Source organism: Serratia sp. BNK-4 (assembly GCF_048685115.1).
Classification (GTDB): Bacteria; Pseudomonadota; Gammaproteobacteria; order Enterobacterales; family Enterobacteriaceae; genus Serratia; species Serratia bockelmannii.
This window is the reverse complement of sequence record NZ_JBLQTM010000001.1, coordinates 1,367,744-1,379,943: the sequence shown is the minus strand read 5'-3', so window position 1 is coordinate 1,379,943 and position 12,200 is coordinate 1,367,744. Positions and strand designations below refer to the sequence as shown.

At 55.7% G+C, this 12,200-nt stretch carries 13 protein-coding genes; 4 read left to right on the top strand and 9 right to left on the bottom strand.

What is annotated here, in order from left to right; translation table 11 throughout:
• Positions 1-341 precede the first annotated feature (341 nt).
• From ACMGGW_RS06660 to ACMGGW_RS06650, 3 genes are all read right to left on the bottom strand, one after another.
• The gene (locus tag ACMGGW_RS06660; protein WP_004938666.1) at positions 342-821 is read right to left on the bottom strand and encodes a YbjN domain-containing protein; all 480 of its coding nucleotides are present in this window, start codon (positions 819-821) and stop codon (positions 342-344) included.
• 136 nt (positions 822-957) lie between these two features.
• Positions 958-1,860 carry a 30S ribosomal protein S6--L-glutamate ligase gene (gene rimK, locus ACMGGW_RS06655; protein ID WP_049295322.1) on the bottom strand — a complete coding sequence of 301 codons (903 nt, stop codon included), beginning with the start codon at positions 1,858-1,860 and terminating at the stop codon, positions 958-960.
• 54 nt (positions 1,861-1,914) lie between these two features.
• Positions 1,915-2,229 (bottom strand): YbjC family protein, encoded by a 315-nt coding sequence (locus ACMGGW_RS06650; RefSeq protein ID WP_025302233.1) that lies wholly within the window; start codon positions 2,227-2,229, stop codon positions 1,915-1,917.
• 230 nt (positions 2,230-2,459) lie between these two features.
• Between ACMGGW_RS06650 and ACMGGW_RS06645 the strand changes: the two genes are divergently transcribed.
• Entirely contained in the window at positions 2,460-2,723 is a 264-nt protein-coding gene (locus ACMGGW_RS06645; protein WP_004938676.1) for a GrxA family glutaredoxin, read from the top strand.
• A 39-nt stretch (positions 2,724-2,762) separates the two neighbouring features.
• On the opposite strand, the gene ACMGGW_RS06640 is transcribed toward ACMGGW_RS06645, so the two are convergent.
• Positions 2,763-3,152 (bottom strand): inner membrane protein YbjM, encoded by a 390-nt coding sequence (locus tag ACMGGW_RS06640; RefSeq protein ID WP_025302232.1) that lies wholly within the window; start codon positions 3,150-3,152, stop codon positions 2,763-2,765.
• Between the two features lie 294 nt (positions 3,153-3,446).
• Here ACMGGW_RS06640 and ACMGGW_RS06635 point away from each other — a divergent pair, with 294 nt between their 5' ends.
• Positions 3,447-5,135, top strand: a complete 1,689-nt coding sequence (locus tag ACMGGW_RS06635; protein WP_025302231.1) for an aspartate:alanine antiporter — start codon at positions 3,447-3,449, stop codon at positions 5,133-5,135.
• A 476-nt stretch (positions 5,136-5,611) separates the two neighbouring features.
• Here ACMGGW_RS06635 and ACMGGW_RS06630 read toward each other — a convergent pair whose 3' ends face one another.
• The 4 genes from ACMGGW_RS06630 to eco form a co-directional block, all read right to left on the bottom strand.
• Positions 5,612-6,355, bottom strand: coding sequence for an ankyrin repeat domain-containing protein (locus tag ACMGGW_RS06630; RefSeq protein ID WP_197832217.1), 744 nt, complete (start codon positions 6,353-6,355; stop codon positions 5,612-5,614).
• An 89-nt stretch (positions 6,356-6,444) separates the two neighbouring features.
• Positions 6,445-7,218 carry an ankyrin repeat domain-containing protein gene (locus ACMGGW_RS06625; protein WP_025302229.1) on the bottom strand — a complete coding sequence of 258 codons (774 nt, stop codon included), beginning with the start codon at positions 7,216-7,218 and terminating at the stop codon, positions 6,445-6,447.
• Positions 7,215-8,696 (bottom strand): phospholipase, encoded by a 1,482-nt coding sequence (locus ACMGGW_RS06620; protein ID WP_089195709.1) that lies wholly within the window; start codon positions 8,694-8,696, stop codon positions 7,215-7,217. Before ACMGGW_RS06620 ends, ACMGGW_RS06625 begins: the two co-directional genes overlap by 4 nt.
• Before the next feature lie 402 nt (positions 8,697-9,098).
• Positions 9,099-9,611 (bottom strand): serine protease inhibitor ecotin, encoded by a 513-nt coding sequence (gene eco, locus ACMGGW_RS06615; protein ID WP_033642514.1) that lies wholly within the window; start codon positions 9,609-9,611, stop codon positions 9,099-9,101.
• Between the two features lie 291 nt (positions 9,612-9,902).
• On the opposite strand from eco, the gene ACMGGW_RS06610 reads away from it, so the two are divergent.
• Positions 9,903-10,637, top strand: coding sequence for a phosphatase PAP2 family protein (locus tag ACMGGW_RS06610; protein WP_025302226.1), 735 nt, complete (start codon positions 9,903-9,905; stop codon positions 10,635-10,637).
• Between the two features lie 5 nt (positions 10,638-10,642).
• The gene (ybjG, locus tag ACMGGW_RS06605) at positions 10,643-11,248 is read left to right on the top strand and encodes an undecaprenyl-diphosphate phosphatase (protein WP_025302225.1); all 606 of its coding nucleotides are present in this window, start codon (positions 10,643-10,645) and stop codon (positions 11,246-11,248) included.
• Positions 11,249-11,284: 36 nt separating this feature from the next.
• Here ybjG and ACMGGW_RS06600 read toward each other — a convergent pair whose 3' ends face one another.
• Positions 11,285-12,121 carry a hypothetical protein gene (locus tag ACMGGW_RS06600; protein ID WP_049295313.1) on the bottom strand — a complete coding sequence of 279 codons (837 nt, stop codon included), beginning with the start codon at positions 12,119-12,121 and terminating at the stop codon, positions 11,285-11,287.
• Positions 12,122-12,200: the final 79 nt, after the last annotated feature.

Sequence of the window (12,200 nt, the reverse complement as noted above, 5' to 3'; positions counted from 1 at the left end):
TTTCCTGATTGAGCGCAATCGTTGCAACCGCGAAATGAATGGCTATGCATATGATTGCATGCGCCTTTTTGCACTGCCCTGCTCGCGTGGTTACAAGGGAAATCGCAAGCCCTTTGCAGAATCAGCAGCATAGCCGCTGCCATCGCAACCCGCCAGCCCCCAGGGTAAAAAACGCCATTTATCGATTTTTTATGCAGTTTTTCTCTATGTGATACGCCATTAACGGCACAAAAGACGAGAAAGATCGGGCGGCAAAGGCCAAAGTGCAGAATATTTTATTGCGGAGGGGAATAACGGCAGCATGCCGCCGGAGCGACGGCATGCTTAAGGTACGGCGAGGATCAGTGCAGCATCGGCTGACGAACGGCGCCAGCGGGGATCTCTTCTTCGTCACCCATAAACAGCAGATCGTTCGCCCGCGCCTCGAGGATCACCATCGAGACCTGCTCTTCGCCCTGCTGCATGAAATGAGTGAACTGCTCGTAGGTGATGCCCACCGCCACGCTCAACGACTGGCAGACGATCAGCTTCGGCAGGTTGTCGTCCTGAATGTCGACAAAGGCCTTGATGGTCAGCGAACTGGCGTTGATCTGGCTCAGGTCCGCCACCAGCGGGATCAGCGCGGTCGGTTTCACCTCGGCCAGCGCGGAGAACAGGATGACGTTGTCCACCAGATCTATCTTGGCGTCGAACACGCCGTCGAAGTTCTGCATGTGCGGCAGGTGCAGCGCCTGGCAGGAATCGCACTCAAAGAAAGAAATGCCCGACTGATCCAGCCAGCGCCGCAACAGCGCCAAATCGGGGACAATGAGTGAATCCATAATAACCAGCCTCACAATATTCAAAACGCGAAAAGGCGCATAGCTTACGGAATATTCACCCGATACGCCACGATCAATGCGGCTTAATTCACTAATTAAGATATTGCTCGGCGGGAAAAGCGCGCCGACCGCCCCGTCAACCACCGGATTTCAGGCGGAACCCCGGCCGGCCGCGCTGCTCGATGTATTCGATCATCATGCCGGCAATGTCCAACCCGGTGGTGGTCTCCACCCCTTCCAGCCCCGGCGACGCGTTGACCTCCATCACCAGCGGGCCGCGCTCGGCGCGCAGGATATCCACCCCGGCGACGTCCAGCCCCAGCGTGTTCGCCGCTTTGACCGCAATCGCCCGCTCCCTGGCGGTGATGGTCACTTTGCGGGCGGTGCCGCCGCGATGCAGGTTGGAGCGAAACTCGCCGGGCTTCGCCTGCCGCTCGATGGCGGCCACCACCCGGCCGCCCACCACCAGGCAGCGCACGTCGCGCCCCTGCGCCTCGCGCACGTATTCCTGCACCAGGATATGGGCATTCAACCCGCGAAAGGCGTCGATCACGCTTTCCGCCGCCTGGCGGGTTTCCGCCAGCACCACCCCGATACCCTGCGTGCCTTCCACCAGCTTGACCACCAGCGGCGCGCCGCCGACCAGCTCGATCAGGTCGCCAGTGTCGTCCGGCGAATGGGCAAAGCCGGTGATCGGCAGATCGATGCCCTGCCGCGCCAGCAGTTGCAGCGAACGCAGCTTATCGCGAGCTCGGGTAATGGCCACGGATTCGTTGAGCGGGTAGCTGCCAAGCAGCTCGAACTGGCGCAGCACCGCGGTGCCGTAAAAGGTGATGGCGGAGCCGATACGCGGGATCACCGCGTCATAACGCTCCAGCTGGCAGCCGCGATAATGAATGGTCGGCGCCGCCGGGTTGATGTTCATATAACAGGAAAGCGGATCGATGATATCGATGCTGTGCCCGCGATCTTCCGCCGCTTCACGCAGCCGCTTGCACGAATAGAGCGTTCCGTCGCGAGAAAGAATGGCAATTTTCACTCGTCACCCCAAAAGCCAACGCCTGCCCGGCAGGCGGGTTAGCGGCCGCGGCACTCAGGCGCGCGGATCGCGGTCCTGATTATCTTTCGATGCATCCGCATCTCGCGGTTTGCGGCGATCGTTTTCCGGCGGCAACCCGCCGCGCATCAGCGGGCCAAAGCCCTGCACCACGCGCCACACCAGAAATGCCGCCGCCGGCACCATCAACGCCACGCCGAGGAAAATCATGCCGACCGCCGCCTGCTGCGATGCCAGCCAGCCAGGCAGCTGCAGGTGGCCGTGAATGCTGAGGTAGGCCAGCACCAACATCACGATACCCAGCCCTTCCAACACCAGCACCGGGCGTGGTAAGTCACCGAATGAACGCATATTTTTCTTCTCCAGAAGGTCTGCCCCCAGTGTAGTGAATTCCCGCCGACGGCGACAGCCCCGGCTGACTAATTGGTTACATGAATCAGATTAACAGGTAATTCCTGCTTTTTTTTCATGGCCTCAACGGGCATAGTAGGCGCCATCTGACGCAGGTAATGACTTTTTCGGTGACGGGATGTCGTTGCAAGAGCGAACCATTTATTGAAAATCCAATTAAGGAGCGTTGCATGTTTGCAGTAATCTTCGGGCGTCCTGGCTGTCCTTATTGTGTCCGCGCTAAAGAACTGGCGGAAAAACTGACTGAAGAACGCGACGATTTCAACTTCCGTTACGTTGACATCCACGCGGAAGGCATCACCAAGGCCGATCTGGAAAAAACCGTCGGCAAACCGGTTGAAACCGTGCCGCAGATCTTCCTGGATGAGAAGCACATCGGCGGTTGCACCGATTTCGAAGCTTACGCCAAAGAACACCTGAACCTGTTCCAGTAAGTTTTTGAACGACAAAAAAGGCGCTTAACGCGCCTTTTTTTATTGCCGCTGCCGCCGGTGCAGCTGCTGCAGCGTCTGCAACAGGCCGAGGGCGAACAGCATCAGCATCGCGCCGAACACGCACCAGAACACCGCGCTGGTGGCATAAGCCAACTCCTGCCAGAATGAATAGGACGGCGTCAGCCAGAAGTGGCGGATCAGCAGGCACAGCGGCAGCGCATACAGCGCGCCAAGCAACGGGCAAAGCAGCCGCTTGCGGCTCGACAGATAGCTGGCGATCGCACCGGGGACAACGAACAGCAGCAGGCCGGTTTCCCCGTGGTGCTCATGATCCGTGCTGCCGAACAGGCCGGTTTGCTGGCCGAGAAACACCAGGCTGAACAACAGAAAACAGCTGAGAATGCCCAGCCAATATCGATAACTCGTCATGCGAATTCTCCCCCGCCCAATTACCGCATCAATAGAAATCGGTCCGGCCCCCCGTGAGGTGACGCTGAACCGAATTTTTTCCTTGGTCAAAAGAGAGTTAAATGCGCACGGCGGCGCAGGAAATCAGCTTTCTGTGCTGGCTGTCATCGGTCATAGCGTCTAGAATGAACGCCGCCGAACGATGGTTCGCTTCGCTTTCTGCTGGTGGTGATTTATGACGTCGTTTTAAGGCTGAATTTATCTCTTATAGTTATCTATATCAAGCACTTACTGGTAAACAATAAGTTATTCTCCGTGAACATAAACGTCGCTAGTTTGTTAAACGGTAACTACATTCTGTTACTGTTCGTGGTACTCGCACTGGGGCTGTGCCTCGGTAAACTCCGTCTGGGCTCCGTCCAACTCGGTAATTCCATTGGCGTTTTGGTGGTTTCCCTGCTGCTCGGCCAGCAACACTTCGCCATTAACACCGAGGCGCTGAATCTCGGCTTCATGCTGTTTATTTTCTGCGTCGGCGTAGAAGCCGGGCCCAACTTTTTCTCGATTTTCTTCCGCGACGGCAAAAACTACCTGATGCTGGCGTTGGTGATGGTCGGCTCGGCGATGGTGCTCGCCATCGGTCTCGGCAAGCTGTTCCACTGGGACATCGGCCTGACCGCCGGCATGCTGGCCGGCTCGATGACCTCCACGCCGGTGCTGGTGGGCGCCGGCGACACGCTACGCAACACCATCGTCAACGGCCCGGCGCTACTGGCGGCGCAGGATCATCTGAGCCTGGGCTACGCCCTCACCTACCTGATCGGTCTGGTCAGCCTGATCTTCGGCGCGCGCTACCTGCCGAAGCTGCAACACCAGGACCTGTCCACCTCTGCCCAGCAGATCGCCCGCGAACGCGGCCTGGACACCGACAGCCAGCGCAAGGTCTACCTGCCGGTGATCCGCGCCTACCGCGTCGGCCCCGAGCTGGTGGCCTGGGCCGACGGCAAGAACCTGCGTGAACTGGGCATCTACCGCCAGACCGGCTGTTACATCGAACGCATCCGCCGCAACGGCATTTTGGCCAACCCGGACGGTGACGCGGTGCTGCAGGTGGGCGACGAGATTTCGCTGGTCGGCTACCCGGACGCCCACGCGCGGCTGGACCCGAGCTTCCGCAACGGCAAGGAAGTGTTCGATCGCGATCTGCTCGACATGCGCATCGTCACCGAAGAGATCGTGGTGAAGAACAGCAACGCGGTGAACAAACGCCTGAGCCAGCTAAAGCTGACCGACCACGGCTGCTTCCTCAACCGCGTGATCCGCAGCCAGATCGAAATGCCGATCGACGACAGCATCGTGCTCAACAAAGGCGACGTGTTGCAGGTGAGCGGCGACGCGCGCCGGGTGAAGAGCGTGGCGGAGAAAATTGGCTTTATCTCGATTCACAGCCAGGTGACCGATCTGCTGGCGTTCTGCGCCTTCTTCATCATCGGCCTTTTGATCGGCCAGATCACCATACAGTTCAGCAACTTCTCGTTCGGCATCGGCAACGCCGCCGGCCTGCTGATGTCCGGCATCATGCTCGGCTTCCTGCGCGCCAACCACCCGACCTTCGGCTACATTCCGCAGGGCGCGCTGAACATGGTGAAAGAATTCGGCCTGATGGTGTTTATGGCGGGCGTAGGCCTGAGCGCCGGCGCCGGCATCGGCCACAGCCTGGGTGCAGTCGGCGGCCAGATGCTGATCGCCGGGCTGATCGTCAGCCTGGTGCCGGTGATTATCTGCTTCCTGTTCGGCGCCTATGTGCTGCGCATGAACCGCGCCCTGCTGTTCGGCGCCATCATGGGCGCCCGCACCTGCGCGCCGGCGATGGAAATCATCAGCGATACCGCACGCAGCAACATCCCGGCATTGGGCTACGCCGGCACCTACGCCATCGCTAACGTGCTGTTAACGCTGGCGGGTTCACTCATCGTGGTGCTATGGCCGGGCATACTCGGCTGATCGATTAGCGGGAGAGATGGATCGGCGATAAAAATATTTTGATTTTTTTGTCGCCGGCCAGAACTTTCGTTGGGGGCCGCAGTCTGAATTAGTGCCACTGCTTTTCTTTGATGTCCCCATTTTGTGGAGCCCGATAATCCCGCCTTTTAGGTTCAAGATTATCGGGTTTTTTGTTGCCTGAAACGGCCCGAAACACCCGTTGTCGCTGCCTCGTCGTCAGGCATAAAGCATCCTACCTCTGAGTGTCGCTTACGCCAGCGTCCCATCAATGTGCAGGTTTCAACATAGAAACGCTGCTTGTGGGTTTGCCACTGTTCAAAGAGATGGCGTCACAAACGGTACTTAACAACAGCACTCTCGTCGCTGTCGGCTGGGTGCTCTTTGGTGGCTCATCCCGTCATCTTCCTGTATGTCATCACGTCATGGTACTGCACCGGAAGAAGACCTGCATTGTCCCCCATGAGAGCCGAGGCGAACTAATTCACCTGTTTTATTTTTTCTTTAATTTTAATTAGCTTTTTTATATACGCATTGCTCTTATCCCCTTTATCTATCTCCGCAGAAATCAAAGAAAGGAAGTTGTCATTAAAATCATCTTTGGCTAAGGGGTTAGCGCCATGAGCCAAAAGAACCTCAATGTGTTCTGGGCAACTGTTATACAGCGCATTAATTAATGGCGTTCTGTTCATAGCCCCTTTGATATTAACATCAGCTTGGTATGCAATTAACATCTTTAATGTTTCGGTGTTCGCCGCATCAAAACTTTCAAATATAATGGGTTGATTATGAACCTTATCTCTGGCATTTGGAGAGAGCCCGCCCTCTAACATAGCTTGTATCCATACGCCTTTATTCGCCTTCATAACAAATTCAGCGGGGCTACTCCCCCCCTCAGCTCTTGGCTGCAGTGGGTCTGCTCCCGCCTTGACCAGATCCGTAATGATCTTGAGCCGCTCGGGCGTGTTCTTGTCAAAGATAGCGTTATTTATCGCCCAGAATAATAACGTCATCTCCGCCTTGGCCGGCCGATTTAACGTTTCTTTGCTTACCGTCGGTAAAACCTTATCCAGCTTTTGCCTGTCACCCTCGTAGATGACGTTGGCGATGTCCAGCTGCTTCCCTTCAAAGTAATCCTGTGGTTGTAGATCCCTACCTTGTTCGCATCCCTGCATCATGAGCATCGACAGCAACATGATAATGATAAGAGCGCTGTGCCTCATGCCATCTCCATTTTTAACATAACCACGGCCCAACTTTGCTTTATTACCGTATCAGTATCCCTCTACCCCCTTGGGATACTGAGAACGGCCTATTGACTGACAGGAGCAGGCGGCCATTTCCCGCCACGCTTAATTAGCTCGTCTCTGATGCGCTCAAGAGACTCTTTCGCCTCACTGCCGTCCTGACTCCTATTAATCAGCCGTTGAAGTTGATTGCCCATCGTCCAACCCGAGTTGCCTCTTATATCGCTATCGGCGCCTTTTTCTAATAAAAGAATGACGTGGTCATAGGAGTGATAGTCTAAAGCATCGATGAGCAGCGTATCACCCAGTGAATTTCTTATATTTATATCAGCACCATGCTCCAACATGACCTCTAATGTTTCTGTGTTTTTTGCAAAGATGCTATTAAATATAATGGGTTGATTATGAACCTTATCCCTAGCATTTGGAGAAAGTCCGCCCTCTAACATAGCCTGTATCCAGATGCCTTTATCCGCTTTCATAACAAATTCAGCTGGGCTACCTGGCGTGTTGGGTTGAGGCTGTAAAGGATCTGCGCCGGCTTTTACCAAATCAGTGATAATTTTCAGCCTTTCAGGTGTGGTTTTATCATAGATGGCATTGTTTATTGCCCAGAACAATAAGGTCATTTCTTCCTTAGCTGGACGATTTAAGATCTCTTTGTTTACTGATGATAACTGTTTATCCAACTGCGGCCTATCACCATCATAAATGGCTTTGGCAATGTCCAATTGCTGACCGTCAAAATAATCCTGCGGTTGTAAATCCATACCTTTTTCGCACCCTTGCATGATGAGCGTAGACACTACCATCGTGATAATGAGAATAAGTTTTTTCATATTCTTCCCTTGATTGTGGCAATGTCATCGTCTTTTTCATTTTCAATGCATTGTATCGCCTGGTCTATACCGTGCTTATCCAGCAGTGAGCCTGTTCCACCGGAAAGCGTGTGTTTTACTCCCACGGCGTCAGGCGCCAACAGGGACAACCGTTCTTTCGCCATCACCGCCGGCGGATAAAATTTGAGGTCTTTGGCATCCTCCCACAAATCAACCTCCTGCAGCTTGGTCAACAGTTCCCCTTTTACGCGATACGCCTGAATATTATCGACACTGCCTATTATAGAGCCGCCGTATTTTTCTACGGTTCCTGCATGCAATCCAGCGGCATTAAACGTCCAAGCTGGCTTGCCGCTGGCCATGGAGGCAGCAGACGCCATGCCACCGCCTAATGAGTGACCTGCAACGTCGATATTGGATACCTTTGAAATTTTATCGCCAATACCAACCGCTTTTTTGTAGTATTCAGAATTAAGCCCTATTCCCTGAGCACCGTTGTTTTTCCAGTCACTGAGATTTTTAATGCCTGATAAGTCACCCCTTATTAAGGCTTTTTGGGTTGCGCGGCTTATTCCCTCCGGGAATTCTGGTGCCCGCGATCCGCGGAATACCACCGTCGGGTTCATCGCCTTGCCAAAGACACTTTCGTCTGGCTGATAAACTCGGGCTAAAAAGTCAGGATTCATTGGTTTGTCATAAAGCATGTTACTGCTCAAACCAAGCCGGCCCAGCGCCCCATCATTGTTACTGATATCCTTCCAGCCTTCAGGGATGTCTATCGTGTCCTTGAGCGGGTTAGTGGTCTTATAGACATTCTCAGCCAACTTCGCCTTTTCGACCGCAACGTTGTTCTCCGCCAGGCGCTGTGCAGCTATGCGCGCATCCGGGTAAATGCTGCGGTTGCCTCGCCCTATCAGGTACTGGCGTTCTTGCCAGCGTTCTGCCTTGGTCAGCGGACGGATGGCCTGCACCGTGGCGGCAACGGTTGCTACTGCGGTCGCGATGGCTTGCTGCAGAGGGGGATTCCGGGACGTATTCTGCCTCGCCGGCAGCACCGTCGGTTTTGCCCGGTGGCCATAGCGGCTAACCATTTCTTCATAGCGGGCGATCACGCGCCCGATAGGATAAAAGGCGGGAAGAGAGCTGCCTGGGTAGCGCTGTAATCGGCCTTCCGCGTCGACGTAAAAAGCATATTTCGTCGGCGTCCAGGTGCCCATTCCCTGATCAATCGCCAGCAAGCCGCCCCGGTTGATCTCATCGAGCACGCTGCGCTTCACAGCCACGTCCTCACGATAACCGGTGACGCCAATCCCGGATTGAGTATTGCGGGTAATCGGATACCGGCTGCTTATCGATATGCCGGCTGCGCCGCCGAACAGATAATGCCGTTCCAGCTCATACCGCGCTGCTGTAGGGTTAAGTATCCTGGAAAAGCTTTCCGGCGCCGTGTGTTCAGAGGAGAAATGAATCAGTTTCATACGGCGCCAGCCCACTCGTAAGGTTCCGTGGTCGGCACAGACGCGCCATCACAGTGCAGCTCGCCAGATGGGCGACTTTTTCTGGTTTCGTCGAGCGTTAGCGAACGATAACGCATTGGATATCCTTATCTTCTGTGTCACGCCTAAATAGGGTATGGGCAAAATTATCACAATTCAGTAAAGATTTCTTTGCTCTATTTCTATACGCGCGCATCCTCTCCCATCCATGCAGCTGCGTGCTTCCTGTGCCATGTGAAGAGCGTATTTCGTTGCCATGTTGCGGCTAAAAGCCACGTCCGAAAGCAATCAGTCGAGTGTCAAAGATGCGGGAATGATAAGGAGACAGGAAGGAGAAAGGCTCCGCCAACCGGGAATGGCCAGCGGAGCGGCGTCAGGCGGCGGTTATTTCTGCTCAGCCTGGCTTACGGTATCTTCGGCTTTCCAGATGCGGTATTTCACTTCCGCGTCTTTCGGCGCATACACCACGATCGGCAGGCGGCTGTTGTAGCGCTGCATCGCGGCGTCGCCCAGGTTAGCGGCGATGAATTTCTTGGTCTTGGTATTGTCCGGGCAGGCCATCATGGTCGAGGCCGGTTCAGACAGCTTCTCCAGCACCAGGTAATCATAACCCCAGCCGGACAGGGTTTTGGTCTCCAGCGTGCCGCCAATCATATGGCGGTTGCAGTCCACTTCCAGCGTCTTGCCGATCAGCAGTTCTACCTTGTAGTTCTCTTCGTGCTCTTGCTTCGGCAGGTAGATCACCTGGCGATTCATGCCCTTCTCGGCTTTCGGGTAAGGCGCGACTTTTTCCAGCGGCTGTTTGCTCATGTCTGCGTCATCGCCAGAGGTCGCCGCCATAGCGCCGGCGGAAACGGCCATCAGCAGGCCGGAAAATACAACGGATGCCTTGTTCATGTTTTATCCCTACACTTTGTCAAATAATCCGTCTATAAACTAATACACTACCGCTAAGCTCGCCACAGGTTTAATCTTCTTTACAATAGGCAATCAATAGTGACAATCGCCTAATATAAACCGTTAACTGGAGCAATTAGCCAGCGCACCCTCGGGTTAAGACGAGAAAAACCAGCGATTACCTTCGTACAAGCAAGTGTATCAGATAGGGTTTTCTTACCGGCGGACTAAGGTTTTCTTAAGACAGAATTATTACAGTAACGTCATTCAATCCTGTCACTGAGCCTGCGCGTGAATCCAGAATCGTCATTAAATCAATCCTCAACGACACCGCAAATTAAGACAACCGCCCTTTACTCCCTGTCGGCATCCTTTTACCGTTGGCAAGTTTTTGGCCTGCTGATCAGCGGTTTGGTGTTTCTATGGCTCTCCCGTAACGAACAGCTGGACTGGGCGATCAGCAATTATTGGTACGATGCCGCCAGCGGGCATTTCCCGTGGCAAAACAATTATTGGCTGGATCTGATCAATCACCGCCTGTTGAAGCAGATAGTGATCGTAGGGGCGGTGCTGACACTGTTTTGGGGCCTCTATCGCCGCAGCGCGCGCCTGATCGTAACCATGCTGCTGATTGGTATCGGCCCGCTGGTGGTGGGCATTCTCAAAGCCACCAGCGCGCACTCCTGTCCGTGGGATCTGATTGAGTACGGCGGCAAGGCGATGTCCTTCCCGCTGTTCGGCACGGTACCGGCGCTGCCGGGCCCCGGTCGCTGTTTCCCCGGCGGGCACGCCTCGAGCGGTTTCGCGGTGATGGCGTTGTTTTTCCTGTTTTATCCGCAGCGTCCGCGCCTGGCCTGGTGGTGCTGGTGCGGCGGCATTGCGCTCGGCATGTTGATGGGCTTTGGTCAGATCATGCGTGGCGCACATTTTCTTACCCATAACCTGTGGGCGGGTTGGTGGGTTTGGTTAAGCCAGTTGGCTATTTATTGGATGATTAGCGGCTATTGGCGCCGCAAGATGAGGTAACGGTTATGGAGCAGCTAAACCATGTTCTTTTCGCCTGGATCAATGCGACCCCGGCGTCTCCCGAATGGATGATCGATTTCGCCACCTTTTTGGCGCGCGATCTTATCATTATCGTGCCGCTGCTGATCGTCGGCCTGTGGCTGTGGGGGCCGCAAAGCCAGCTGGTTTCACAGCGCGAAGTGGTGGCGAAAACCACGATCGCGCTGTTGTTCGCCATGCTTGCCGCCTCCGCTATCGGCGCGCTGCTGCCGCATGAGCGTCCGTTCGTCGCCGGCGTCGGCTATACCTTCCTGGCGCACGCGCCGGACAGCTCGTTCCCCAGCGATCACGGCACCGCCATCTTTACCTTTGCGCTGGCATTCCTGTTCTGGCACCGGGTCTGGTCCGGCGCGCTGCTGATGATTGTCGCCGCCGGCATCGCCTGGTCACGCGTGTACCTCGGCGTGCACTGGCCGCTGGATATGGTCGGCGGTTTCCTGCTCGGCCTGGTCGGCTGCCTGTTCGCGCAGCTGGTATGGAATCTGTTCGGTGATGTCCTCGCCGACAAGCTGTCGCGCCTGTATCGCTTCCTGTTTGCCTTCGCCATTCGCCGTGGCTGGGTGAAAGAGTAACCGCACAACATGACAGGGGCGTTACCGCCCCTGCTTTCACACCACGCCAGTAGTCACACAGAACGTCCGCGTTTTCCCCGCTCCCAGCATCACTCCTTCCTCCCCTTCTGGCGCATTCGGGCGGCAGTTCGCCGGCTGGATAAAAGCCAGAAGCCGCCTGTTGCCCTGAACGGCGATGCGCCGGAAACCATAGTTGAATTGTTCGGTGGCAAAACGCGTCACATAACGCCGGCCCTGCGGCGCCAGCATAAAGAATTCGGCCTGATCCACGTAGCGCGTCAGATCGTCGGAGCACAACAGTTCCTGCCCGATCGTATCCCCTAACAAAGCCGGCGTCGGCAGGTTCTGGCGGAATACCGCATCAGGAATGCAGTCATAGTTGAGGCTGCAAACATAGCGCAGCGGCTGCGGCCGCTCGGCCTGATTGGTGACCTTCATCTCTATGGCGAACTGCGCGCTCTGGGCCGCCAGACGCAGCGCCGGGCCGATGCGCCAACGCCCGCCCGCCCGCTCCCCCTCGCCGTGCAACGTCAGCTCATCGCCCGCCAGCTGGATCCACACGCGTTGCATCTGCAGCGGCTCACCGTCCTGATGCGGCCAGGCGGGATAGAACGCAGCGTCGTCAGCGCGCTTTCTGCCGGCGCCCCGCACGCTGCGGCGGCCCGACTTCAGCGAGTAACCGTCAAACTCAGCGTCCCAGATCGCGAGGCCCTGATACGGTAAAACCGTCAGCGCGCCACGGCAGTTCGCCAGCGTTAACATCGGCCCACGTTCTGCGCAGCGATGCGCGCTCACCGCAAAATCCGCATTGCGGAACAGTTCCTGCCGATGCGCCCCGAAAGCTTCAGGAGCCAGATCGATGTTGATCTTCATCTTTTTTCCCTCGACGTTTCGCCCGCGCAGGCCGCGAGCCACAAAATGTTATTTAAATAACAAATGAAACGCCTTTAAG

What these genes read in the sequence shown, in the direction of transcription:
- ACMGGW_RS06660 (WP_004938666.1), bottom strand. Translation starts at nt 821, where the DNA reads ATGGATTCACTCATTGTCCCCGATTTGGCGCTGTTGCGGCGCTGGCTG.
- ACMGGW_RS06650 (WP_025302233.1), bottom strand. Translation starts at nt 2,229, where the DNA reads ATGCGTTCATTCGGTGACTTACCACGCCCGGTGCTGGTGTTGGAAGGG.
- ACMGGW_RS06645 (WP_004938676.1), top strand. Translation starts at nt 2,460, where the DNA reads ATGTTTGCAGTAATCTTCGGGCGTCCTGGCTGTCCTTATTGTGTCCGC.
- ACMGGW_RS06640 (WP_025302232.1), bottom strand. Translation starts at nt 3,152, where the DNA reads ATGACGAGTTATCGATATTGGCTGGGCATTCTCAGCTGTTTTCTGTTG.
- ACMGGW_RS06630 (WP_197832217.1), bottom strand. Translation starts at nt 6,355, where the DNA reads ATGAGGCACAGCGCTCTTATCATTATCATGTTGCTGTCGATGCTCATG.
- ACMGGW_RS06625 (WP_025302229.1), bottom strand. Translation starts at nt 7,218, where the DNA reads ATGAAAAAACTTATTCTCATTATCACGATGGTAGTGTCTACGCTCATC.
- ACMGGW_RS06620 (WP_089195709.1), bottom strand. Translation starts at nt 8,696, where the DNA reads ATGAAACTGATTCATTTCTCCTCTGAACACACGGCGCCGGAAAGCTTT.
- eco (WP_033642514.1), bottom strand. Translation starts at nt 9,611, where the DNA reads ATGAACAAGGCATCCGTTGTATTTTCCGGCCTGCTGATGGCCGTTTCC.
- ybjG (WP_025302225.1), top strand. Translation starts at nt 10,643, where the DNA reads ATGGAGCAGCTAAACCATGTTCTTTTCGCCTGGATCAATGCGACCCCG.
- ACMGGW_RS06600 (WP_049295313.1), bottom strand. Translation starts at nt 12,121, where the DNA reads ATGAAGATCAACATCGATCTGGCTCCTGAAGCTTTCGGGGCGCATCGG.